Annotated in this window: 21 protein-coding genes and 1 pseudogene; 14 read left to right on the forward strand and 8 right to left on the reverse strand. The window is 35.2% G+C overall.

Features of this window, described 5'->3' with window-relative positions:
- The coding region (locus tag ACM55M_RS06765) for a hypothetical protein (protein ID WP_416856813.1) at nt 1–2025 on the reverse strand (2025 nt) is incomplete at its 3' end.
- Between the two features lie 1187 nt (nt 2026–3212).
- On the opposite strand from ACM55M_RS06765, the gene ACM55M_RS06770 reads away from it, so the two are divergent.
- Nucleotides 3213–3611 (forward strand): FimB/Mfa2 family fimbrial subunit, encoded by a 399-nt coding sequence (locus tag ACM55M_RS06770; protein WP_416856814.1) that lies wholly within the window; start codon nt 3213–3215, stop codon nt 3609–3611.
- Between the two features lie 202 nt (nt 3612–3813).
- Here ACM55M_RS06770 and ACM55M_RS06775 read toward each other — a convergent pair whose 3' ends face one another.
- Complete coding sequence (locus tag ACM55M_RS06775) at nt 3814–7266, reverse strand: methylmalonyl-CoA mutase family protein (RefSeq protein WP_416856815.1); 3453 nt, start codon at nt 7264–7266, stop codon at nt 3814–3816.
- A gap of 290 nt (nt 7267–7556) precedes the next feature.
- Here ACM55M_RS06775 and ACM55M_RS06780 point away from each other — a divergent pair, with 290 nt between their 5' ends.
- Complete coding sequence (locus tag ACM55M_RS06780; protein ID WP_416856816.1) at nt 7557–8264, forward strand: DUF4197 domain-containing protein; 708 nt, start codon at nt 7557–7559, stop codon at nt 8262–8264.
- A 131-nt stretch (nt 8265–8395) separates the two neighbouring features.
- On the forward strand, nt 8396–9250 hold the full coding sequence (purU, locus tag ACM55M_RS06785; RefSeq protein WP_416856817.1) for a formyltetrahydrofolate deformylase: 855 nt from the start codon (nt 8396–8398) through the stop codon (nt 9248–9250).
- Nucleotides 9251–9372: 122 nt separating this feature from the next.
- Here the strand turns inward: purU and ACM55M_RS06790 are convergent, their stop codons facing one another.
- Entirely contained in the window at nt 9373–10029 is a 657-nt protein-coding gene (locus tag ACM55M_RS06790; protein ID WP_416856818.1) for a VOC family protein, read from the reverse strand.
- Between the two features lie 132 nt (nt 10030–10161).
- Between ACM55M_RS06790 and ACM55M_RS06795 the strand changes: the two genes are divergently transcribed.
- Complete coding sequence (locus ACM55M_RS06795; protein WP_416856819.1) at nt 10162–10884, forward strand: DUF4197 domain-containing protein; 723 nt, start codon at nt 10162–10164, stop codon at nt 10882–10884.
- Nucleotides 10885–11108: 224 nt separating this feature from the next.
- Here ACM55M_RS06795 and ACM55M_RS06800 read toward each other — a convergent pair whose 3' ends face one another.
- Nucleotides 11109–11894 carry an alpha/beta fold hydrolase gene (locus tag ACM55M_RS06800; RefSeq protein WP_416844177.1) on the reverse strand — a complete coding sequence of 262 codons (786 nt, stop codon included), beginning with the start codon at nt 11892–11894 and terminating at the stop codon, nt 11109–11111.
- Between the two features lie 108 nt (nt 11895–12002).
- Between ACM55M_RS06800 and ACM55M_RS06805 the strand changes: the two genes are divergently transcribed.
- Entirely contained in the window at nt 12003–12152 is a 150-nt protein-coding gene (locus ACM55M_RS06805; RefSeq protein WP_416848991.1) for a hypothetical protein, read from the forward strand.
- On the opposite strand, the gene ACM55M_RS06810 is transcribed toward ACM55M_RS06805, so the two are convergent.
- Both ACM55M_RS06810 and pyrF read right to left on the reverse strand, forming a co-directional pair.
- Nucleotides 12147–12947 (reverse strand): ABC transporter substrate-binding protein, encoded by an 801-nt coding sequence (locus ACM55M_RS06810; RefSeq protein WP_416856820.1) that lies wholly within the window; start codon nt 12945–12947, stop codon nt 12147–12149. The genes ACM55M_RS06805 and ACM55M_RS06810 overlap by 6 nt on opposite strands.
- Before the next feature lie 201 nt (nt 12948–13148).
- Complete coding sequence (pyrF, locus tag ACM55M_RS06815; RefSeq protein ID WP_416856821.1) at nt 13149–13979, reverse strand: orotidine-5'-phosphate decarboxylase; 831 nt, start codon at nt 13977–13979, stop codon at nt 13149–13151.
- Nucleotides 13980–14259: 280 nt separating this feature from the next.
- Between pyrF and ACM55M_RS06820 the strand changes: the two genes are divergently transcribed.
- Nucleotides 14260–14535, forward strand: a complete 276-nt coding sequence (locus ACM55M_RS06820) for a hypothetical protein (RefSeq protein ID WP_416856822.1) — start codon at nt 14260–14262, stop codon at nt 14533–14535.
- Nucleotides 14536–14601: 66 nt separating this feature from the next.
- Here ACM55M_RS06820 and prfA read toward each other — a convergent pair whose 3' ends face one another.
- A complete protein-coding gene (prfA, locus tag ACM55M_RS06825) occupies nt 14602–15678 on the reverse strand; it encodes a peptide chain release factor 1 (protein WP_416856823.1) in 1077 nt (358 codons plus the stop codon).
- Nucleotides 15679–16067: 389 nt separating this feature from the next.
- On the opposite strand from prfA, the gene ACM55M_RS06830 reads away from it, so the two are divergent.
- The 4 genes from ACM55M_RS06830 (at nt 16068) to ACM55M_RS06845 (ending at nt 19138) form a co-directional block, all read left to right on the forward strand.
- On the forward strand, nt 16068–16646 hold the full coding sequence (locus ACM55M_RS06830) for a hypothetical protein (protein WP_416856824.1): 579 nt from the start codon (nt 16068–16070) through the stop codon (nt 16644–16646).
- A 190-nt stretch (nt 16647–16836) separates the two neighbouring features.
- A complete protein-coding gene (locus ACM55M_RS06835; protein WP_416856825.1) occupies nt 16837–17151 on the forward strand; it encodes a hypothetical protein in 315 nt (104 codons plus the stop codon).
- A 266-nt stretch (nt 17152–17417) separates the two neighbouring features.
- Nucleotides 17418–18038: a hypothetical protein gene (locus tag ACM55M_RS06840; RefSeq protein WP_416856826.1), complete on the forward strand. Its 621-nt coding sequence runs from the start codon at nt 17418–17420 to the stop codon at nt 18036–18038.
- Between the two features lie 449 nt (nt 18039–18487).
- Nucleotides 18488–19138, forward strand: a complete 651-nt coding sequence (locus ACM55M_RS06845) for a DUF1801 domain-containing protein (RefSeq protein WP_416856827.1) — start codon at nt 18488–18490, stop codon at nt 19136–19138.
- 28 nt (nt 19139–19166) lie between these two features.
- Here the strand turns inward: ACM55M_RS06845 and ACM55M_RS06850 are convergent, their stop codons facing one another.
- Complete coding sequence (locus ACM55M_RS06850) at nt 19167–19373, reverse strand: hypothetical protein (protein ID WP_416856828.1); 207 nt, start codon at nt 19371–19373, stop codon at nt 19167–19169.
- Nucleotides 19374–19394: 21 nt separating this feature from the next.
- On the opposite strand from ACM55M_RS06850, the gene ACM55M_RS06855 reads away from it, so the two are divergent.
- The 4 genes and pseudogenes from ACM55M_RS06855 to ACM55M_RS06870 all read left to right on the forward strand — a co-directional run bounded on the left by ACM55M_RS06855 (nt 19395) and on the right by ACM55M_RS06870 (nt 26147).
- On the forward strand, nt 19395–21695 hold the full coding sequence (locus tag ACM55M_RS06855; protein WP_416856829.1) for a DNA topoisomerase 3: 2301 nt from the start codon (nt 19395–19397) through the stop codon (nt 21693–21695).
- 183 nt (nt 21696–21878) lie between these two features.
- Nucleotides 21879–22358, forward strand: coding sequence for a DUF6265 family protein (locus ACM55M_RS06860; RefSeq protein ID WP_416856830.1), 480 nt, complete (start codon nt 21879–21881; stop codon nt 22356–22358).
- A 198-nt stretch (nt 22359–22556) separates the two neighbouring features.
- A complete protein-coding gene (locus ACM55M_RS06865; protein ID WP_416856831.1) occupies nt 22557–24929 on the forward strand; it encodes a TonB-dependent siderophore receptor in 2373 nt (790 codons plus the stop codon).
- Between the two features lie 60 nt (nt 24930–24989).
- A pseudogene (locus tag ACM55M_RS06870) lies at nt 24990–26147 on the forward strand (PepSY-associated TM helix domain-containing protein).
- Nucleotides 26148–26243 lie beyond the last annotated feature (96 nt).

The raw sequence follows: 26243 nt of genomic DNA on the forward strand, positions 1-26243 counted from the left end.
GGCTGTTTTTTTACAACCATTATTATCGGTAACCTCAACAGTATATACCCCTGCTTTTGCAGCTGTTGATGCAAAGGCGGTCGGATCTTCCATCGTAGATGTAAAACTATCCGGTCCGGTCCAACTCCAACTCGCTGCACTTGTACTTGTTCCTGCTGCTGTAAAGGTCGCTGTCAATGAAATATTAGCGCCCAAACAATAAGGACCTGTATTGGATGCAGATACCGTTGGCAATGGATTGATAACTACTGTGGTAGTGGCTGTTTTTTTACAACCATTATTATCGGTAACCTCAACAGTATATACCCCTGCTTTTGCAGCTGTTGATGCAAAGGCGGTCGGATCTTCCATCGTAGATGTAAAACTATCCGGTCCAGTCCAACTCCAACTCGCTGCACTTGTACTTGTTCCTGCTGCTGTAAAGGTCGCTGTCAATGAAATATTAGCGCCCAAACAATAAGGACCTGTATTGGATGCAGATACCGTTGGTAATGGATTTATTGTAACCGTAAAACTTTCCTGATCGGTACAATTTGGAGTGGTTTTTGTTTCATCATAAATAAAAATGGTTTGAGTACTGTTTATTACAGTTCCTACTGGCAATTTATTTCCTGTACCTCCAGCTCCTGTCCAATAAGCTGCATTTGCGGTAAGGTTTGTTCCAGTGATTGCTGGTAAAGTATATCCACCGGCATCTGAACACAAAGTCACATCACTTAAATCATCCAAATTTGGCGACAAGCTCAAATTCAATTGAATTGGAGCCCCCGGGAAGTCATACAATTCAGAACTTGATGAACTTCCAGATGATCTCGTTACAATAAATACCGTACTGATCACCACGCATCTACTACCAAATACTTCTGTAAGATTGATGGCCCCTTCGGCATATTGATTTACAGCATAAGTCCCGGGATTGGTTCCAAATACATTAAAAGGCACCGGAGATGGCACAGTGTTATTAGTACAAAAGACGGCATTATTAAGGGTTGTAAGATCTACAAGTACATATTCAAATTGACCTGGAATTACAACACCTTTGTTATCTTTTTTTGCTGACCATGTGTGGATAAAAACGACAGCAAGTTTACCTCCCCCATCAAATTCAATGGTGACCAATTTGTCACCCACTGTGCGGCCACCGTCTGTTCCATCGGATACAAATCCGCCAAGTTTTGTTGGGTCTAATAAACCGATGATTGGTTTAACACCAGTCAGCGCATCTACTGCACCTAAATTGACGTTTGTCATTGACATGGATTTCTGTAAAAACTCGAAAGCAATGAAAGCACTCCCATTGGTAGTCTGACGGTCACCGGCAAAAAGACACCACAAATCCGTTGATTTTCCTATGGGATGACCAGAAGTGGCTGGTCCGGGGAATGTAATTGGATCACCATAAGAAAAATGGACACCGGCATTTTGGATTTCACCTTTGTTGGCATTAACTCCTGGTCCCCATTCATAGGTGTTTGGATTATCATTTATTTTATTACTACCTGGGAATATAGTTACATCATTCTGGTAAAAATCACTCAACTGGTAAGTAGAAGGAACAGATGCCGGAACGGTGGGTTTGTTAAAAACTAACCCTAAAGGAGGTTCTCCTGGCAGTGGCGGATTAGACTGTGGAGTTACATTAATCAAACCATGATAACCGCTAGCAGGCGTACTAGGATGAAGAAAGTCAAACAAGTCGCCATAAGGGTTAGCTGCAGTGGGTGCAGCAGGAGCGGTCTGATGAGCATTAAGATCGCCGTCAACCCCGGAACCATTCTTTGGGGATGATACAGGCGCAACACCTTGAATATTAAGCTGCGCATTCGCCGTATAACCTGTCATCAGGATTGCCCCAAACATAAGGGACAAAGCAAGTGACTTGTGCCAACAACCGAAACATAAATTTGACAGTCGATTAAGAGGAACTGAGAAATTAAATTTCGAGAAGCCCGCGAAGAAACGCCAAGAAAAAGTGAGACAATATTCTTGCACACTTTTTATCTTATAAAAAATAATTTTTTTCATAATAAAAGTATTTTTACATCATAACTCAGATAAAAAAGGAAGTTTACAGACTTAGGGAATAAAACTTATAGAAAAATAAAACACCTTCATAAACCACATTTATGAAGTCCTCCATCGTCCAAAGGATTTTTATTGTGGGGAACAATAACTAAATTCTTTATCAACCAGACAGTCGCTTAAAAAAGCAACCTTAAAACTCTAATCTTAAACAATTAGCATTGAAATTAATAAAATAGGTCTATAACAGAAGTTTTTAGACTCGGGGGAGAAAACTTGCAGAAAAACGAAACATCTTCAAAAAACAATTTAATGAAGTAGTCCATCATCTAAAGGATATTCTATTTAGGGGAAACAAAAAAATCCTTTTATTAACCTGAAAGTTGCTTGGTAAACAACCTAAATCAAATAAATTTTTGTTAAACCAAAGTTAGGTATTACACCAAAAAAAGGAAAAGAAACTGATCTAAACAAGACAACATTCTATTATTCCCGACAAAGAACACACTTCGCTAAGAAAAGCTTTACGGCAATAAAATATTAATACTAAATAACCTGTTAACTAATTGATTATCAGTTAATTAATAATTGTATTACATAAATTTTGTTAATTAAAAAACAATGTTAAAACCTATAAATTGTCCTTGTGATTTAATCACTTTATTGCAATTCTATTGATTTTTTGAAGAAAAATTTGAGCAATTATTGATAATCTTAAAATAGTAGAATCGGTTGCTTTTTTTTAAAAGATTTCAGAAATATAATAAGGATTTTAAAATATTAATTTTCATTCTTCAGAAATGTTGGAATGAACAAAAATGACATTAAAAAAAGATTCTTCATTGCCGAAAAGTCTTTTATATCTAATCTAATATTCAAAAAAAAAAGACTTAAGCCATCTAAAAAAAGCCACCCCAATAGTCTTGAGATAGCTTTGACTTTACTACAAATAGTAAGTATTAATTAATCACTGTTTTTTAGAACGTTACTACAATTGAAATGGTTTCCCATCTTTTTTTATTTATAAATCTATAATAAACAGACACATACAATACCAATATTCCCAACATATATCGTTTTCGTAAATGATAAAATAGTGCCTAAATCAGAAAAACCAGCTGTGTTCCAGCACAGCTCATTGAAGTAATTTAGCATTATAAATTTTAATTAGTAATTTAAAAATTAGTATTATGAAAAAGATTTTGAAATTAAGTTTATTGTTAGTAGTGGCAATGACTAGTATGAGTTCGTATGCAATCGACGGTGATTTTTTACTAAATGTAAAAAAAGGTAAAGGAAATGAAATTAGCTTTTCTCTAAATCAAATCAAAAAAGTTAATGTGTCTATTTATGATAATGAAAATAATTTAATCTACGCCGAAAATGCAAAAGGTGAGAAAGGAATCGTAAGGACATATAATTTAGATGAATTTCCAGTTGGAACTTATTATTTGGTAGTGGAAAACAATCTAAAAAAAGTAAAACATGAAATTATTATTTCTGAAGAAAAGTCAATTTTAACAACAAAAGCAATCTCGGAAGTTTACAAACCGGCATTGAAAAATAAAAATGTAGCAAATGTTGATTAGTTTGTTACTGAAAGGAATAATACCCGAATATTATTTTTAAGAGGCTGTCTTTACAAGAACAGCCTCTTTTTATGATTAAAATTATTGCCCCAAATGTAATTTATAAGAAATTCAAAAAGGATTCCGCATCACTGAAAGGTCTCTATTAAATATTAAAAAAGATTCCAAAAAAAGCAGGATAAGCGATTCACACCCTTTTTGCTTACATATTCCTCCTGTATTGTCCCCCAACTTCAAATAAAGCTGAAGTAATTTGTCCCAAGGAACAAACCTTGGTTGCTTCCATTAAGTGTTCAAATAAATTTTCGTTTTTAATGGCTGCCTCTTGAAGTGTATTCAAGTGTTCCTTTACTAAATCCTGATTGGACTGGTGTAGATGGCTCAACATATCAATTTGGTATTGTTTTTCTTCTTCGGTGGCACGAATTACTTCGGCTGGAATCACCGTAGGAGAACCTTTAGAACTTAAAAAAGTATTCACACCAATAATTGGAAATTCTCCCGTGTGCTTCAATGTCTCATAATACAAACTTTCTTCCTGTATTTTACTGCGTTGGTACATGGTTTCCATGGCTCCAAGAACACCACCACGCTCCGTAATTCTATCAAATTCTTCTAAAACCGCGGCTTCCACTAAATCCGTTAGTTCTTCAATAATGAAAGCACCTTGAATTGGGTTTTCATTTTTGGCCAATCCTAATTCTTTATTGATAATCAATTGAATCGCCATCGCGCGTCGCACGGATTCTTCTGTTGGTGTTGTAATGGCTTCATCATACGCATTCGTATGCAACGAATTACAGTTGTCATAAATGGCATACAAAGCTTGCAAAGTCGTACGAATATCATTGAAGTCAATTTCCTGCGCGTGCAAGGAACGTCCAGAAGTTTGAATGTGGTATTTCAACATTTGAGCCCGTTCGTTAGCGCCGTATTTATTTTTCATGGCTTTCGCCCAAATTTTACGTGCCACACGACCAATAACTGCATACTCTGGATCTACTCCATTCGAAAAGAAGAAGGATAAGTTGGGTCCAAAATCGTTGATATTCATGCCACGACTCAAATAATATTCTACATAAGTAAACCCATTAGAAAGCGTGAAAGCCAATTGCGTGATAGGATTTGCTCCTGCCTCGGCAATATGATACCCTGATATGGAAACCGAATAAAAGTTCCTGACATTCTGGGTAATGAAATATTCCTGCACATCACCCATCAATCGCAACGCAAATTCTGTGGAGAAAATACAGGTGTTTTGTGCCTGGTCTTCTTTAAGAATATCGGCTTGAACCGTTCCTCTAACTTGAGACAGTGTTCTTGCTTTTATGTCGTTATATACTTCCAATGGCAAAACCTGATCTCCTGTAACGCCCAAAAGCATCAGCCCTAAACCATTATTTCCTTCGGGTAAATCCCCTTGATAATGCGGTCTTTCAACTCCTTTATCTTTATATATTTTGTTAATTTTTGTTTCAACTTCTTTTTCAAGACCATTTTCTTTAATGTAAAACTCACACTGTTGGTCAATAGCTGCGTTCATAAAAAATCCTAGCAACATGGGTGCCGGACCATTGATAGTCATACTTACCGAAGTCATCGCGTGAACTAAATCAAAACCAGAATATAATTTTTTGGCATCATCCAAACAGCAAATAGAAACTCCTGCATTCCCTATTTTTCCATAAATATCAGGACGTACATGGGGATCATTTCCATATAAAGTCACACTGTCAAAAGCCGTTGACAATCGTTTTGCCGGTAATCCTGCGCTCACATAATGAAACCGTTTGTTGGTTCGTTCCGGTCCGCCTTCTCCTGCAAACATTCTTGAGGGATCCTCTCCTTCCCGCTTGAAAGGATACAAACCTGCTGTAAAAGGAAATTCTCCGGGAACATTTTCCTGCAGACACCAACGCAGAATATCACCCCAAGCCTGATACTTTGGTAATGCAATTTTTGGAATTTGAGAATGTGAAAGCGACTCTGTATGCGTTGCCATTTTTATTTCTCTATCACGAACTTTAAAGGTATAAACCGGATTTTTATATTTATTTACTTTTTCATTCCAAGTCAAAATGATTTCCCAATTGTAGGAATCCAAATCCATTTTTACCTTATCAAATTGATTCAGTAAAAGGTTCAAAAATATTTTGTTCTCAGCTACACCTGGTTTTTCAGATTCTAAAGCAGTAGGCAAAACAGAATCATCATCGATTCCGGTTTTATTTATGACAGGAAATTTTCCAGATACACTTTCTAGTGTTTTAAAAATCCCGTATAATTTTTGGGCTACTTGTTCTTGACTTACCGCTGTGACATCATATTTTCTGTTGCTTTCGGCAATTTCAGATAAATAACGCGTTCTGTGTGGCGGAATAACGAATATCTTCTCGCTCATTTCACGTGTGATTTGGAACGTCGATTTCAAATCAGAACCCGTTTTTTCATGGATTTTATCCATTATCGCTTTATAAAGCGTATTCATTCCGGGATCGTTAAACTGCGAAGCAATCGTCCCAAAGACCGGAAGCGTATCTAGATTTGCATCCCAAAGATTGTGGTTGCGTTGGTATTGTTTTTTTACGTCTCTTAACGCATCAAGAGAACCGCGTTTATCGAATTTATTTATCGCTACCAAGTCGGCAAAATCAAGCATGTCGATTTTCTCTAATTGGGTGGCAGCACCAAATTCGGGTGTCATCACATATAAGGATACATCAGAGTGATCCATAATCTCCGTATCGGATTGCCCGATTCCAGAAGTCTCCAAGATTATGATGTCATATTTTGCAGCTTTAATCACTTGAATCGCATCGGCAACATATTTTGACAAAGCCAGATTTGATTGGCGTGTGGCTAAGGAACGCATATAAACTCTAGGACTATTGATGGCATTCATTCTGATTCTGTCCCCTAAAAGCGCACCACCTGTTTTCCTTTTGGATGGATCGACAGATATTAATCCGATTGTTTTTCCCGGAAAATCGATTAGAAAACGACGCACCAATTCATCTACCAACGATGATTTTCCTGCTCCACCCGTTCCTGTAATTCCAAGAACCGGAATAGTACAATTTTCATTCTTCTTTTGGATCGCTTCCAATGTCTGGGCCGCTACATCAGGAAAGTTTTCTGCTGATGAAATAATACGGGCAATGGCTTTTGGATTTTTTTCCTCCAAATGATTGATTTCATCATCCAGTTTATCTCCAATGGGATAATCAGCGCGTTGTACTAAATCATTTATCATTCCTTGTAAACCCATGGCGCGTCCATCATCAGGAGAATAAATTCTGGTGATACCATAGGCTTGTAATTCGGCTATTTCTGTAGGCAGAATCACTCCGCCTCCACCGCCAAATATTTTAATTTGTCCTGCTCCTTTTTCTTGAAGCAAGTCATACATATATTTGAAATATTCGTTGTGTCCCCCTTGATACGATGTTATAGCAATAGCATTGGCATCTTCTTGAATCGCTGTATTTACCACTTCTTCCACACTTCTATCGTGACCTAAATGAATTACCTCAACACCGGTAGATTGAATAATTCTACGCATGATGTTAATGGCTGCATCATGACCATCAAAAAGAGCTGCTGCTGTGACAATTCTTACTTTATTATTAGGAATATAAGGTTTTATGTGTTCCATTTTATGAATATGATAATTTAAGAGTGCAATTTACGACTTTATTTTAAAAATTATTTAATCTCGGTCATAGTTATTGATAAATAAGCAAGGATTTTGTTATTTAGCCCCGATGGAAGCGGCATCCCTCGCTTTTTCAGCGAGGATACAGCGGACAGCGGGACCGATGTTTCAAAATAAATCCTAAAGTTTGTGCTCCTAAATAAAATTAGGCTTTATTTTTGAATAAGTAGTACTTTTGACACGGGCCAAGGGCCAAATTGATGAAGTGAAAATTATAAAAGCAATTTAAGATGAAAAAAATTTTAATTTTAATGGTAGCGGTCTCCCTTTCCAGTTGTGCCGAAATGCAACAGGTTCTGAATCAATTGCCACAAACACAAGGCATCGGCGGCGTTGATATTGCAGGTGGATTGAAGGAAGCGTTGAATAATGGAATTTCTAAACAAGTTACAAAATTGACTGCTGCAGATGGTTTTTACAGAAATGAAGCCGTAAAAATTTTACTGCCGGAAGAATTGAGAAAAGTAGATTCTGGTTTAAGAAAAATCGGGTTGAGTTCACTGGCTGACGAAGGTTTGAAAGTGTTGAATCGTGCTGCCGAAGATGCGGTTAAAGAAGCGACTCCAATATTTGTTGATGCGGTAAGAAACATGACTTTTATGGATGCCAAATCGATTTTGATGGGAAATGAAAGTTCGGCTACTACCTATTTACAAAATAGCACCTCAACTGCTTTGTACGGAAAATTTAATCCGGTGATAAAAAATTCTTTCAATAAAGTGGGAGCCGATAAAGTTTGGTCTAACATTATAACAAAATACAATAGTATTCCATTAGTAAATAAAGTAAATCCTGACTTGACTGATTACGTTACCAATCAAGCAATGAATGGCGTTTTCAAAATGATTGCTGTTGAAGAAAAAAATATCAGAACTAATTTAAGTTCTAGAACTTCTGTTTTATTGCAAAAGGTTTTTGCGATGCAGGATAAAAACTAATTTGGAGACTAAACGGTTCTCTATTTTTAAAACATAAACACGAAAATCATTTTTTTTTATAAAAAGAAATAAGTTTAGTTTTGAAAAACACTATTCTTATTATCAGACTAAAGTCGAAAGAAATACATAAAATGCAAAAAATTACAATCCTTATACATTGCGAAGACCAAAAAGCAATTATAGCCTCTGTTACCAATTATATTGCCTCAATTGATGGTAATATTATCTATCTGGACCAACATGTTGATGCCGATGAAAATGTATTTTTCATGCGTTTGGAATGTGAGTTCAGTGCCAAAAATTGGGATATTGAAGCAATCAAGAACGATTTTCAAACTAATTTAGCAAATCGTTTTAATATGTCTTGGGAAATATATACCCAAGACGAAAAACCAAAAATGGCTTTGTTTGTTTCTAAATATGACCATTGTTTGTATGACATTTTAGGACGATACAGCGCTGGTGAACTGCCTCTTGAAATTCCATTGATTATAAGCAACCATGAGGATTTAAAATCAGTGGCGGAACGTTTTTCCATTCCATTTCATTATGTTCCTTTCACCAAAGACATTAAAGCGGAAGGGGAACAAAAACAAATGGATTTACTGAAGCAGTACAATATTGACTTTATTGTTTTGGCTCGCTACATGCAGATTATCACGCCCAATTTAATTACGCAGTACAAAAATCAAATCATCAATATTCATCACTCCTTTCTTCCTGCTTTTCCTGGAGCAAAACCCTATCATTCGGCTTTTAAACGCGGCGTGAAAATCATTGGCGCCACCAGTCATTATGTTACTGAAGGATTAGATGAAGGTCCGATTATCGAACAGGATATTGCCCGAGTTTCACACAGTCATTCTATTGAGGATTTTATTATGAAAGGGCGTGATCTGGAACGCATGGTTTTGGCAAGAGCCATAAAATTGCATGCAGAGAGAAAAACGATGGTTTATAATAACAAAACGGTGGTGTTTTCTTAAATCCTCCCCCCTCTCGATCCCGAAGGGTCGGGACGGACTTTCCAAAGGAGAGGGAGCCGAAACCCATAAAATTAACGAATCCATCATATAAAAAATGCTCACTTTTGGTGAGCATTTTTTAATTAACCTGAAACTTCAATTTCGCTCATTTTCCCATTATTGTCAAATACTACTTTAGTCCAGAATGATTTTGCTTTTTTATGCGTTGGATACCAATCCCGGTTTTCTTCCACCAGAATAAAAAGTCCCGTATCTGTTCCTAAAACAATGAATTTATTTAGTTTGGGTTGTTTTGGAAATACAGAAAGACCATATTTATTAGACATTTCATCACTAAGCTGTGAAACATTTTTCGAAACAAAACCTATTTCACTCACAGAAAGAATTGACGAACCATCAAATGGTTTTTCTGAAGTATTATCTAAACTAAAACGGGCAATGAATTCTAAAATATTTCCATTATTATCATAAAAATAAAAAGACTTGGCATTCCAATTATAAAAATCCGCGATTTTTTCGGGTGGAATTACCTCTAGAATTTCCGTCTTCTTTTCTATCAAAGCGAAAGCTTCCAGCAACTTATTATTGGGTATATCAAAAGCAAAATGATACACCGGACTTAAATTTTCAGAAGACCTGAACGTTAGTTTTGTAGAACCTGCTCTAAATGAAATACTCGAATTATTTTTTGAAACAGTTTTAAATCCAATCACTTCATTATAAAACAACTCCGTTTCATTTATATTAGCTGTCAATAATTCAAGTTCGAGGATATTCATCACTTTTTAGTTAAGTTATAAACAGAATTTAGAAGTTTATCAAAGATAACACTTGCAATCATAATCAAATTGATTGTTTTTATCTTTTGCATCCAGCCAATCTTTGTTTAATTTTGGAACAAATTATACAAGATGAAAAAAATAGCGTTACTACTTCTTCTCGTTCCAATTGTTGGCACGGCTCAATTTAAAGATTTCATTAAGAAAGCTGCTGACAAAGCTTCGACAATTACAAAAACAAATACAAGCATAGACATTGCAGCCGGTTTAAAAGAGGCATTAAATAAAGGAGTGTCGGAACAAGTTTCGAAATTAACAACGGTAGATGGGTTTTATAAAAACGAAACCGTGAAAATTTTGATGCCGGAAGAATTAGCACGAGTTGATAAAATGCTTAGAAAAATGGGGATGGCTACTTTAGCAGATGATGGAATTAAAGCACTAAATCGTGCTGCTGAAGATGCCGTAAAAGAAGCAACTCCAATTTTTGTCTCGGCCATTAAAAACATTACTATTACTGATGCCAAAAGCATTTTATTAGGAAATGATAATGCCGCTACCACTTATTTACAATCTTCTACAACTGTTCCATTGTATGCGAAATTCAGTCCCGTTGTACAAAAGTCAATTAATAAAGTGGGTGCAGATGTAATTTGGAATTCCATTATAAAAAAATACAATACGATTCCTCTCGTTTCAAAAGTAAATCCTGATATAACCGATTATATCACCAACAAAGCGCTGGATGGGGTTTTCAAAATGATTACTGTTGAAGAAAAAAATATCAGAACCAATCTAAATGCCAGAACTTCGGATATACTGAAAAAGGTTTTTGCTTTGCAAGACAAAAAATAATTACAATCAACACCTAAAATAGATTAAACATTGGTGCTTCATCCTATTTTATTATTCTTAAAATTCAAGAAGAAAACTTAACGTATATACAACAAAGTAATAACAAAACCTTAACAGCAAAACGCTTGCTTATGTATGACCTTTGCAGGGTAATAAACTGGTTATTTATTATTTTGGTTTTGGTTAGTTAAAGAATTGCCTGCATTTATAATGCAGGCATTTTTTTATTTAGCGGTATTTATAAAAGAAAGAACTGCATCATTAAAAGCATTAGGTTGCTCCACATTGACCACATGCCCACATTTTTCTATCACAAATAATTTAGAAGATTTATAATGATTCTCCACCACTTTTCGAACCGATGGTAAGAACATATAATCCTCCTCACCCATAACATAAAGCGTAGGAATATTCAATTCGACCTGACGAAACCATTTGAGCACCGGATTTATTTCGGCGGTGAGTTTAAACCATTTAATAAACTCTTTTTGGTATAATTTTTTGGCCTCATTTATAAAAAGCACACGAGATTGCTTGTGACTTTTTTTAGGCATGATAACAAAGGCAAAAAACTTATATAGAACCAAATAAGGCAATACATATTTAAACATATTCCCCAATCGCATCAATACTTGAGAACGGAAATTCATTTTCAGGATAGCGCCGCCAAGAATCATGCTTTGCACCCTTTCCGGATACATTTCCGCTAATTGTCTTATCAAAATGGTACCCAATGAAATACCTACAAAATGTGATTTTTTAATTTTTAGAAAGTCTAAAACTTCCAGAATATCATTGGCCAAAGCCGAAAAAGTATAGTGTTGCTTGAAAGCCGTTTTTAAGGTGGGTTTTGATTCTCCGTGACCACGCAAATCCAATAACAATACATTATACTGCTTTTTGAAATCGCGTATTTGTTTGAACCAAATAGACGAACTTCCGCCCGCACCATGCACAAAAGTGACCCACTGATTGGTGTTTTTATTTTCGTAAATGGTGTAATTAATCACGTTTTTATTTTTTGTAAAAATAGGATTTTAATTTTAAATCTCAATCTTAACATATATTAATACTAATTTAACAATTGTAAAACGTAAATTTGCAAAAAAATTACACCGATGATTGGATTATTGAAAGAGAAAAGTGAAATAGAAAAGCTTAAAAAAGAATATCAAATACTTGCTGAACAAAATTTCGAAATAGAAAAAAATACTGTAAATCCTAGTGATGCTGCAGAAGAATTAGTTCTGGAAGAATGTGAACTATAATTTTTGATGTATTTTTTTAAAATAGTCAAACGCTTTTAGCAAGCGGCTTCCATACCAAGAAAACATTTCGCCATCTACAAACACCGTTTTTGCATGATGCGTGTGCCTTCCTATTTCAAAAGCATCTTCTTCCTTGAAAGGAAAAGGTTCTGAGGATAGAAAAACCAAATCCGGATCACCCTCCAAACGCATTTTTTTGAGTTCGATTTCCGGGTAACGCGATTTATTTTCATATATATTTTGAAAATGATTTAGTTTTAATAATTCATTGATGAAATTATCCGACCCAGCGACCATAAAAGGGTTTTTCCAAATGAAATACGCTGCTTTTTTTACGGGTATATCTTTGACGAAGTTTTTAAAATCGCTCAGGGCAAAAGCCAATTTGTCATTCCATTTCTGCGCTTCAGTTCTGCAATTGAATAGCTGACCAAAGTCGGTAATCATTTTAAAATTGTCTTCAATCGTGAGGATATTCGTCACCCAAACCGGACAAATTTTACGCAACTCCTCCACAATTTCCTGTGTATTTTCCTCTTTGTTACAAATGATGATATCCGGTTGCAACAATCTGATTTTCTCAAAATGCACTTTCTTGGTTCCGCCAACAATTTTCTTCGTTGATTTAAAATGATACGGATGCACGCAGAATTTGGTAATCCCAACAATGCTGGCTTCCAAACCTAAATCATACAGTAATTCCGTTTGAGAAGGAACCAGTGAAATAATGCGTTTTGGCGAATTTTCAAAAGAATGTGTGGTTCCGATTTGATCTATTAATTTTTTTGGTTTCAAGTTTAAAGTTTAAAAATGATATTATTAACCCATAAATTTACAGCTTTTTAACCATTAAGAAATTAAGAAAAATTAAGGCTTTAAAGTTTAACCTCGAATCCCACAAAGTTTTCTATTCAAATCTAGACGCAAGCTTAATGAAACTTAATTTCTTAATGGTTTAAGAAAAAGTCCCTGTTTAAAATTCTTCCACTTTAAACCTTAAACCTTTTCAAACTTCAAACTCATAATTCCTTCCATTTCCTGTTGCATCTTCAACGCTTCTTCTCTTGCTTTTTCAACAAAATCAGTTCCGTTTGAAGCATAAATAACCGCTCTGGAAGAATTAATCAGCAAGCCTACATTGGCATTCATACCGTATTTACAAACTTCGGATAAACTTCCGCCTTGTGCGCCCACTCCGGGAACAAGCAAAAAACTGTCAGGGACAATTTTACGAATTTCAGTGAAATATTCTGCTTTGGTAGCACCGACAACATACATCAGGTTTTCGCTATTTTTCCACGTTTTAGAGGTTTCTAATACGTGTTTGTACAATTCTTTTCCGTCAACACTTAAAGTCTGAAAATTAAACGCTCCTTCATTGGAAGTCAAAGCCAACATAATCGTATGTTTATTTTCAAAGGCTAGAAACGGCTCCACCGAATCTTTTCCCATATAAGGAGCAACGGTAACGCTATCAAAATTCAAATCTTCAAAAAAGGCTTTGGCATACATCGAAGACGTATTTCCAATATCACCACGTTTTGCATCGGCAATCGTGAAGATTTCCGGATAGGTTGAGTTGATGTAATTGATTGTTTTTTGCAACGACATCCAACCTTTTATTCCGTAGGCTTCATAAAAAGCCGTATTCGGTTTGTAAGCCACTGCTAAATCATGCGTCGCATCAATTATCGCTTTATTGAATTCGAAAATGGGATCTTCCAGTTCTAATAAATGTTGTGGAATTTTATTTAAATCAACATCGAGTCCTACAGCTAGGAATGATTTCTTGATTTTGATTTGGTCAATAAGTTGTTGTGTAGTCATTATTTAAAGTATGAGCTGCAAATTTATGAAAAAAACCCCAAAAGGACTGGCGGTTTTATAACTTAAAAATCAGTGAATATGCTATATTTTACTGCTATCCATTTTTTTAAATCGTTACTGCAATAGATAGACAGAACAGATACTGGAATAGTATTTTCACCTCAAAAGAACTTGATTCTCAAATAAATAAGAGTAAATTATATAATAAAAATAAATTTATATAACACATAAAACCAAAAGATATCCCATCTTTGCAGTATTAATCTAACAAAATAAAACCATGAAAAAAATTATTTTATCAGCAACTTTAATTGCAACTACGATTTTGTTTGCAAACCCAAAAGAAAAAAAGGACCCAACAACAATTTCACAACAACAAAAAATTAAAATTAGCAAAACAACAAATAAAACGGTGTATTTCTGGGAAATAAATACCCCAACTGGTTATGCAAGTGGTTATACTCTTTCTGAAGCTAAAGCAAAAAAAGCAATCCAATTAATGGCTACAAATGACATAGTAACTTATAGAATTATTGAAGCCTACAAAAAAATTTAAAAAAAAAAATACCATGCTAAATAATTTAGCATGGTATTTTTTCTCTTTATTCTTGCCTCTATTTTCTTAAAAAACTTCGCTGGCTTCTTTCAATTTTTCCATGTTGTTGACTAACGCTAGCTCATCAACAATTTTCTGAATGTCACCATTCATGATATTTCCCAAATCGTATAATGTTAATCCCACACGGTGATCCGTTACACGACCTTGTGCATAATTATACGTACGAATTTTTGCCGAACGGTCACCAGAACTTACCTGAGACGTACGTTTCGTTGCATCTTCCGCTTGTTTTTTTGCTAATTCTTGTTCGTACAAACGGGAACGCAATACGCCAAATGCCTTGTCCTTATTTTTATGTTGTGATTTTTGATCTTGACATTGCGCCACCAATCCTGTTGGAATGTGTGTCAAACGAACCGCTGATTTGGTTGTATTTACCGATTGTCCACCTGGTCCTGACGAACAGAAAAAATCCACACGTACATCATTCATATCGATTTGAACATCAAACTCTTCTGCTTCTGGCAATACCATAACAGTCGCTGCCGAGGTGTGAACACGTCCTTGCGTTTCCGTTTGTGGTACCCGTTGCACACGGTGAACACCCGCTTCAAACTTCAACGTTCCATAAACATCTTCTCCGGTAACTTCAAAAATCACCTCTTTGAATCCACCCGAAGTACCTTCATTCATATCGACAACCGAAGTTCTCCAACCTCTGTTCTCACAATATTTTGTATACATGCGGAATAAATCCCCTGCAAAAATACTCGCTTCATCCCCACCCGTTCCGGCACGAATTTCCACCATGACATTTTTGGCATCTTCGGGATCTTTAGGAATCAACATAAATTTGATTTCTTCCTCCAGTTCCGGTAATCTTTCCTTCGCTTCTTCCAGTTGCATTTTGGCCATTTCGGTCATATCTGCATCACTGTTATCCGCAATTATTTCATTTGCTTCTTCCATATTTGCCATGATCAGCACGTATTCATCGCGCTTTTCTGCCAAAGCTTTCAAAGTTTTATACTCTTGATTCAATTGCACATAACGCTTTTGATCCGAGATCACATCCGGCTGAATGATTAAATCCGAAATCTCATCGAAACGTTGTTTTACTATTTGAAGTCTGTCTAACATTTTCTTAGTCCTTTATTTGGAGTGCAAAAATACGAAATTTTTGTTTAAAGTTTCAAGTTTGATGTTTCAAGTTTTTTAGTGATAATTTTAGCAACTATTTAGGTAGAATAATACTATTTTTAGGAGCTGTTTCCTGCTATTCGCTTGTATCTTTTCCTTGCTAAAGAAGCAAGAAAAAGGATGCCGCTTCTATCAGGGCTAGGTCATTTGTGCAAAAAAATAGGGTTTACGATTTTCAGTAAAATTGCTGAACCAAAAGGAGTTAGTTTTGAAAAACCATTTTTATCAGTATTTTCGGTATTAAATTATATATTTGAAAATAAATACTGATGTTTATCTGACAAAACGACCTAATTTAGGAGTAATAAGTTGGACATCGACTTAACTATTTGCAAGTTGTTAATAATTTATTATCACATATACAAAAGACAAGTATGAATGTACCGCTTAATTTTGGAAAATTAGAAAATGAAAAGTTAGAATTCATAAAAGCTGGTGTAAACAGAAATTCCTGTAGAATATGTAATAAAAAAGCTGATTTAAAAATTATAGATGGAAATGTAATCGTTGATAATATTTGTTGCGAATCATATGCTAAAATCATTAGAGATTCTTTAACTATTAGAAACATAAATAATTATGCAATAGAATTCAGAGGAAAATTCCTTAATACATTTTGTTTTCTGGAAAGTTTCATTGACGATATAATTGATATTCATTGTTTGCATTTCAAAATAGATATAAAAGAAAAAGTTGGCAAACAAAGATCTGAAATTGGTATTAGAGAAAAAAAACAACTTTTTAAAATTTGTTTAGATAATTATCAAACTTCAAAGAACATAAATGTTGAAAAAAATTGGGGAAACCTTAATAATATTATAAATACCAGAAACCACTTGGCTCATTGGATAGTTGACACTAGTGAAGATAGTGTAAAATTAATAGAAAAAATAAAATACGTTTTGTAGATCTTAAAGAAAGACAAATAATAGAAGAAGATATTTTTGATGCAAAAAAAGTAATGAAATATGTAATGAAAATTGAAAACTTAACGACCGAAATAATAGAAATTTACAAGTTTTACAGAAATTATTCAGAAAATTAAACTACTCATAACTGTGGTCAGTTTAGCCGAACTAAATCTTTAAAAAATTAAACATGACATTTGACGCAGCTTTAAAAGCGAAAAACGAAATGGGGGACACAATAATAATCAAAAAAATACTTGAGTTTAAAAACAAAGAAAATATGGAAATAGAAATTTTAAAATACAAAGAAGGAAAAATTTATATCGAATATATGAATAATCTAGACAATTTGAAAGGATACCTCGATGGAACATTTGTTTATGCCCCATTGAACGTTACGTTTATACCAGATGTTGTTATGACTGAAAATCAATGTTTAAATTTCTTAAAATATTATCAAAGAAGAAATAATACAAAATGTAGAGAAATTAGTTATAAAATTTAATGAATTTTATCAACATTTTGAAATTGATTATGTGAATTTTTATATGAATGATCTACTTGAACACGAAACTACAAAGCAGAAAGCCACAGGTAAATGTGTTATGATTCTCCATTGTAAACTAAAAGAAATTAATCTTTCAAAAGATAATTTATAAAAGTACTACTCCCATCTGGCGTATAGTACAATCGTAGCGTTTGCAACGCGAAAACTATATATTTTAAATCTTTTAAAAATCCGTAACTTAGTGCCTACTAAACTTTACGATTATGAAAGTTTTATTTTTTATTATCTTACTCTTAACGGTACAATCATGTACAACAAAAAAGTATATTCAGAAACGACAGCTGCCTGAAGGAATAAAATCGGCTACCGAAGAAATATATGTAGTAGAAAATAATCAGAAAAAGCTTTTGCACAAAAAGCAAATGGTCTTTAGTAGAAATGGCCGCATCAAATACTCCAAAACTGTCGATTCATTAGGCAATCTATTGCAAGAAACCAAAAAGAAATTATGGTTTGAAGTGGAACTGTATCCAGATAGAGAACCTTATTACTGTAAAACACGTTGGAAACCGAATCACCGTGAACGTATCAGCTGTTACACTAAAAAACAATACAAAGAAAACGAAGCCATTTATCATTATAATACAGATGGGACTATTGATAAAATAGTAGACAATTTTACAACTTTCAACACCCAGTATTTTTATTATACGAACAAAGAACTTTCTAAAATTGTTACCAAGGACAAAAAGGATACACTTATTGACGAAGTTTTAATATCCTGTGAAACCAAAGATGAAAAAGGTGCTTGTTTAAAAGAGATTAGAATTTCGAATAAAACAAACAATAAAGAAGAGATACTCTTCTCCCCGAATTATGATTAACCACTCCCGCTCTGCGAAGTATAAATAAGTCGCAACAACAAAATATAATGTGATGGCTCTGCGAAGTCTCCAGACTTCGTAGCAATTCCAATGATCAACAAACACATAAAAACAAAAGTATCTAAAGTTAGAACCCAGCTCTGCGAAGTATAAATAAGTCGTAACAACAAAATATAATCGTGATGGCTCTGCGAAGTCTCACGACTTCGTAGCCAATCCAATGATCAACAAACACATAAAAACAAAAGTCTCTAAAGTTAGAACGGCATATAACAATGCGTGCGAAGTCGGGAGACTTCGCACGCAATCGCACAACACCTATCATAGTCACTCTTCCTCGTTTGCATCGAGTACGAATTTTAATTTAGAGCACCATCATAGCGTTTACAACGCGGTTTTTTATACTTTTATCAAACCAAAACCTTCTTTATTATTTAAAATCTAATACAATGAATCCCAAAGTTGATGACTTTATAAACAATGCCAAAAAATGGCAGCCCGAAATAGAGCAATTGCGCCTATTACTGCTCGATTGCGGGCTGACCGAAGAATTCAAGTGGCGTACTCCTTGTTATTGTTTTCAGGGACACAATGTTGTACTTATAGGCTGTTTTAAAGAATACTGTGCGCTTAGCTTTTTTAAAGGAACTTTACTTCAAGACACTCATGGAATTCTTAGCAAACCCGGAGAAAACAGTCAGGCAATGCGTTTTTTTAAGTTTACCAATCTGGCAGAAATCATAGAGCAGAAATCTATAGTCAAAACCTATATTTATGAAGCCATTGAGATAGAAAAAGCAGGATTGAAAGTAAATTTCAAAAGCAATACCGAACTTGAACTGGTGGCAGAATTACAAAATACCTTAGCCAAAAACCCCGACTTAAAAACTGCTTTTAAAGCCTTAACACCGGGACGACAACGAGCCTACAATTTGTATTTTTCGGCTGCCAAACAATCTAAAACTCGGGAAACGAGAATAGAAAATTACATTCCGCGTATTCTTGACGGAAAAGGAATCAACGATTGCATTTGTGGGATGTCTAAAAAAATGCCTAGCTGTGACGGTTCACACAAATACATTCCGAGAGAAAATAAATAACAAGCTACAATATCTTTTGCTTTCGTTATTATGAAAATGAAACGAAATCATTAGCCCTGATGGAAGCGGCATCCTTGTAGTCCCGAAGCATCGGGACTACGAGATACAGCGGACAGCAGGAAGTTTCGTCCTTGAAAAAACTAATCGTTCTGCTACTAATAAACAACAATTCCTGCCCGTTCATAACTCCTACCGATTTCTTTTTAATACCAATTTCTAAATTCCTAATTTGCACACTCAAAATCAGTAGGAGAAAATGAAGGTCTGTATTGCCGAGAAACCAAGTGTAGCACGCGAAATCGCATCCGTTTTAGGAGCCAATACCAAACACGATGGGTATTACGAAGGCAACGGTTATGCCGTAACTTACACTTTTGGTCATTTATGTACCTTGAAAGAACCGAACGATTACAAACCCCACTGGAAAAGTTGGGATTTGAACAACCTGCCCATGCTTCCCGATAAATTTGAAACCAAAGTGGTAGAAAATTCGGGAATCCAAAAGCAATTCAAAATCATAAAAAGCCTCTTTGACAAAGCCGAGTTGGTCATCAACTGCGGTGATGCCGGGCAAGAAGGAGAACTCATTCAGCGTTGGGTAATGAATGAAGCCCAGTACAAAGGCGAGGTACAACGCTTGTGGATTTCGTCCCTAACCACCGAAGCCATCAAAGAGGGTTTTGAGAACCTTAAACCATCATCCAACTACGATAATCTATACTACGCAGGATTTTCCAGAGCCATTGGCGACTGGTTACTCGGTATGAATGCCACGCGATTGTACACAGTAAAACATGGCGGGTACAAACAAGTTTTGTCCATTGGAAGGGTACAAACCCCAACCCTAGCCATGGTGGTTGACCGATTCAAAGAAATTGAGAATTTTAAACCGCAACCGTATTGGGAATTGCAAACTTTATACAGAGAGACCCTTTTCAGCTATGAGGAAGGACGCTTTTTGAAAAAAGAAGATGGAGAAATTTTAGCCAATAAAGTCAAGGAAAGTGAGTTTGAAATCGTTTCTGTCGAAAAAAAGAATGGCAATGAGTTTGCGCCTAAGCTGTTTGACTTAACAGGCTTGCAAGTGTATTGCAATACCAAGTTTGGGTTTACTGCTGATGAAACGCTTAAAATTGTTCAGACCTTGTACGAACAAAAAGTAGTCACGTACCCGAGAGTTGACACCACGTTTTTGCCCAATGATATCTATCCAAAAGTATCTGGTATCCTGCAAAACTTAACCAATTATGCAACGTTGACGCAACCGCTTTTAGAAAAAAAGATTAAAAAATCGACCAAAGTTTTCAACGATAAAAAAGTTACCGATCACCACGCGATTATACCAACGGGAATTCAAAGCAATTTGCAATACAATCAGCAACAAGTGTATGATAGTATTACAAAGCGTTTTATTGCCGTTTTTTATGACGATTGTTTGGTAGCCAATACGACAGTAATCGGGAAAGCCGCCAATGTAGCTTTTAAAACTACCGGAAAAGAAATTCTAAAAAAAGGCTTTCGTGTAGTTTTCGAAGATCCGAACGCCAAAGAGAAAGAAGCCGACATCTTGCCGAGTTTTGTTGTAGGCGAAAAAGGCCCACACGAACCCTCATTTTTAGAAAAGGAGACCAAACCGCCCAATCAGTTTACGGAGGCAACCTTATTACGTGCTATGGAAACCGCTGGCAAACAGGTAGACGATGAAGATTTACGTGAATTGATGAAAGAAAATGGTATTGGGCGTCCATCCACACGAGCCAATATTATCGAAACCCTTTTTAAACGCCAATACATCATTCGAAACAAAAAACAGGTCTTGCCAACGCCAACGGGAATTCAGCTTATTGATACCATTCAAAATGATTTGGTCAAGTCGGCTGAACTTACCGGTTCCTGGGAAAAGCAGTTGAAAGATATTGAAAAAGGAACTTTTACCGCCGCCGCGTTTATCAACAATATGAAGCGCATGGTTGAAGTCTTGGTTTATGAAGTGCGCAGTGAAACCAGACGCGCCAATATTTCACATGCCGGGAATGTCCAAAAAGAAGTGGCTAAAGTGGAGAAAAAGAAAGCAGCAGGAATTTTAGCGGAAGCCTGTCCGAAATGTAAAAAAGCAACACTTATAAAAGGAAAATCGGCTTATGGTTGTGGCGATTATAAAGCAGGTTGCACGTTTCTGTTGCCCTACACTTTTGCGGAGAAAAAAATATCCGAGAACCAATACTTGCGATTGCTTCAAAAAGGCTCTACCGTAAACTTGAAAGATTTCAAAACCGATACTGGTGTTGTGGAAGGTTTGCTACGCTTTGACGAAAATTTTAAACTCAAATTAGAACCGAAGAAAACGGAGGCGAAAGCCATTCCCGACGAATTAGCCTGTCCTAAATGTCAAAAAGGAACCGTTCTTAAGGGAAACACAGCTTATGGTTGCAGCCATTATAAATCGGGATGTGATTTCAAAGTTACATTTGATGTGGTTAGAATGAAACTAAAAGATCAAAAACCGACGAAAGAATTGGTGCATACTATTTTGAAAGAAAGCGAAAATAATTGCTGATTTCAGATTAACGATTTTTGACCCGAGAGATAGCGAACTGGCGAAGCATTTCTGATTTGGGATTAATAAATAGTAAATTATCAATTTAAGAGTTCTATAATATCTAAAATCGTTAATCTAAAATCTTTCTGTTCTATTTTTTTATAATTTAGCAGTTCAAAATAACACCAAATACTTACACAAATGTTTCAAAAAATATTTTTCACACTGCTGTTATTAGCACTTGTTTCCTGTAAAAACTCCGAATCAAATGAAAAAGATAAAATCAAAGCAGCGCGCTGGTTACTGGGAAACTGGGAAAACAATGCTGCTGATGGAAATCTTTCCGAAACTTGGAAAAAAGTAAATGACAGCACTTTTCAAGCACAGTCTTACTTTATAAAAGAAAAAGACACCTTGCATTTTGAATCCATAACCTTACAGCAAAAAGGGGAACAATTAACCTATTCTGCAACCGTTAAAGGACAAAATAATGATAAACCGGTTTCTTTTAAATTAACAACTGCAACCGAGAAACAATTGGTTTTTGAAAATCCAAAACACGACTATCCTCAAAAAATAAGTTATACCCAAATTACTCCTGATAGTTTGGTGGCTAAAATTTCAGGAATTCAACAAGGGAAACCAAGTTCAGAACAGTTTTCGATGAAAAAGACCAAATAAAAATTCAACATTTCATACTAAAATCAAAACCTTGCTCTAGAAAAGCAAGGTTTTTTTATGCCTAAAATTATGGAAATCATCTTGTTAAAATATTATTTTTAATTAGTCTAAATAATACTTGTTAAATAAAAATTAAATTTTGCTTTTGCTTTATTCTTATTTATTCTAAATAAGTATTAACTCATTTAATTTTTAACCATGAACTATTTAAAACAACGAATACCTCCATTTATTTTTATCGCCTGTTTATTGTTACTTTCTATAAACACCGCTTTTGCCCAAAACTCCGGTAGCATAAAAGGAACCATTTTACCTAGCGACAACAAACCCGCCGAAGGAGTTTCAGTTTCTATAAAAGGTGCAAACAAAAATACTATTGCAGATAACAATGGAACTTTTATACTAAAAAACATATCCGAAGGAGTACATATTCTAAAAGTTACTTTAGTTGGGTATAATGACTTAGAGCAAGAAGTAAAAATTACTACTGGGGAAATTACTGCCGTAGCATTAAAACTTACCTTATCAAACAATGAATTGAACCAAGTAGTGGTTTTGAGTAACAAAAGCGCTTTCAAAACGAATCGTGTTTCATCAACACTTCGTTTGCAATCGCCTATTATTGAAATTCCGCAAAACATACAAGTTATAACAGGGAAGTTGATAAATGACCAACAAATTTTTGATATGCTGGAAGGGGTGACTCGCAATGTGAGTGGCGCTACAAGAGTGGAACATTGGGATAATTACGCCAATATTACTATGAGAGGCAGTCAAGTAGCCGCTTTTAGAAACGGTATGAATGTCAGTTCCACCTGGGGACCACTTACGGAGGATATGAGTATGGTAGAACGCATTGAATTTGTCAAAGGCCCTGCAGGATTTATGCTCGCAAACGGTAACCCAAGTGGTTTTTATAATGTAGTTACTAAAAAACCAAGCGGACGTACCAAAGGTGAAGCGAGTTTAACGCTAGGAAGTTTTGATCGATATAGAGGAACACTAGATTTGGACGGAAAATTGACCAAAAACGGAAAATTATTGTACCGTATTAATGTAATGGGTGAAAAGAAAGGCAGTTACCGTGATTTTGATTTTAATGACCGCTACACATTTGCTCCAGTACTTAAATATTTGGCAACCGATAAAACAGCCATAACACTGGAATACACGCAGCAATTTTCTAAAGTAAATGCAGTTGGTTCTAACTATGTTTTTTCACACAGAGGATATGCTGATTTACCAAGAAGTTTCTCTACATCAGAAGCTAATTTAGATCCTACAAAAATGACAGAAAGAAACATTCTTGCTATTTTAGATCATAAAATTAATGAAAAATGGAAGTTTACTGCTCAAACATCCTACCTTAATTACCAACAAGAAGGAATGTCTTTATGGCCTGCTGGTTTTGATCCAACCAATGATGCGATTCTTAAACGTGCTGGGGGAAATTGGGATATTTTAGGAAAAATATATGTTGGACAAGCTTTTATAAATGGTGAAGCTACAACAGGATCCGTTACCCACAAAATACTATCGGGATTGGATTTAAGTGATAAAACATTTTTTCATGACTGGTCCCAATATTTCACGCTGCCTGATTTAAACATATACAATCCGGTACATGGTACACTGGCTGCTTCCCCTACTTTTGACAGAAGTAAAAGTCTGGAAGATAGAGGGGTAAAATACCAAAACAGTTACAAAGCGCTATATGTGCAGGACGAATTGGGTTTCTTTGACAACAAACTTAGATTAACATTGGCAGGAAGGTATACGATACTTAAAGCCTATAATGTTTATTCCGGAGGTACCAAAAACGAAAAATTCACACCTAGAGTAGGTTTAAGTTATTCTATTGATAAAAACACGGCCGCCTATTTCGTGAACGATCAATCTTTTAATGAAAACTACGGTACAAACTGGCAAGGCCAATCTTTTAAACCTGAAACTGGAGGAAATATAGAATTTGGCTTAAAAAGAGACTGGTTGAACGGAAAATGGAATTCAGTTGTTTCCGTTTATCAAATTACCAAAAACAATGTACTGACATTAGATCCTGAACATTCATCCGGAACACAACAATTCAGTAGAGAAAGTGGACAGCAAAAAACAAAGGGTTTTGAGGTAGATATTAGAGGCGAAATTTTCAAAAACTTAGATCTTATTGTTAATTATGCCTTTACGGAAGGAAAAACAACCAAAGACACTGATCAATCGCTTGTAGGCACTCAAGTAGCCGGAACTACAAGACACATCCAAAATGCTTGGTTGAATTATAAAATAGACAGAGGAACGCTAAATGGTGTTGGTTTTTCATTAGGGTACCAATACCAAGTAAAAAGAGCACCCTGGTATATTTCGCCTGATAATAGCGGAATGCTTCCAGACTATTTCCGATTGGACGGAGGTGTTACATACCAAAAAAACAAAATATCAGTCAATCTTGTTGTCAATAATATCTTGAATAAATACTTGTATTCTGGTGGATATTATAGCTATAGCGATATGTATTACTGGCAAACAGAAGCAGGAACTAACTTCCGCTTATCTGTTGGATATAAATTTTAGAGTTAGTTTGTTTTGTTTAACTAAACTCCTCATTTCGATGGGGAGTTTTATCCATTTTTAATGAAAAATAATAATTTAAAAAAAGGGATTGGAAAAATACACCTATGGCTGGGTTTATCATCGGGCATAATTGTTTTTATAATTGCCATAACGGGTTGTTTGTATGCTTTTCAAGAAGAAATACAAAATTACACACAAGAATATCGCTTTGTAAAAGAACAGGAGGATACTTTTTTACCTCCTTCAAAATTAGCTGTAATTGCTAAAAAAGAACTTCCTGATAAATTACTGCATGCCATAAAATACAACGAAAAAAATAATGCTGCGGAAGCTGAATTTTTCCATTATGAACCCACGTATTACTATACTGTTTTCATCAATCCATATACAGGAAAAGTTCTAAAAACAGTAAACAACGAGGAAGGATTCTTTCCTTTTATACTGGACGGTCATTTTTACCTTTGGTTGCCCCATGAAATTGGACAGACAGTTGTGGCATCGGCGACGTTAGTATTTCTGGCACTGCTAGTTTCGGGTTTAATTCTTTGGTATCCAAAAAACAAGAATGCCGCGAAACAACGCTTTTGGTTCAAATGGAAAAAAGGCACAAAGTGGAAACGGAAAAATTAAGACCTACATAATATTACCGGTTTCTATGTCCTTATCATTGGAATTATTTTCGCCATTACCGGTTTAGTATGGGGATTTCAATGGTTTGCATACTCCTATTATAAAGTATCCGGTGGTGAAAAATCATTATTATATGAAGAGCCGCTTTCGAAAATAAATACAAAGACTGCAACTCATACAATTGCAAACCCATTGGATAAAATCTGGAATCAAATGCAAAAAGAATATCCTCAAGCGGAATCCATTGAAATACATCCGCCAGAAAAAGCTGCCTCTCCAATAGCTGCCAATGCTAATTCAGACAAAGGAACCTATTGGAAAATAGATTACCGTTATTTTGATCAATACAGCTTGAAAGAAATGAATGTTTCCCATCTATGGGGCAGACAGAAAGACGCTAAAATTGCCGATAACCTGATGAAAATGAATTATGACATTCACACAGGAGCACTACTTGGCTTACCCGGAAAAATATTCGCATTCCTAATTAGTTTATTTATTGCAAGCTTACCAATATCTGGATTCTACATTTGGTGGGGACGAAACAAAAAAAGAAAAACACAACTGTTACCGTTTAATACAATATAAAAAAGCATAATTAAAAAATTTAAGTAATGCCTTTAAACCTTTCAGTCATTTTTATATCTAAATAAGATAATCGAAAAATCAGAAGTGCTTTTTTTG

The organism is Flavobacterium galactosi, from assembly GCF_048158585.1.
Taxonomy (GTDB): Bacteria; Bacteroidota; Bacteroidia; order Flavobacteriales; family Flavobacteriaceae; genus Flavobacterium; species Flavobacterium galactosi.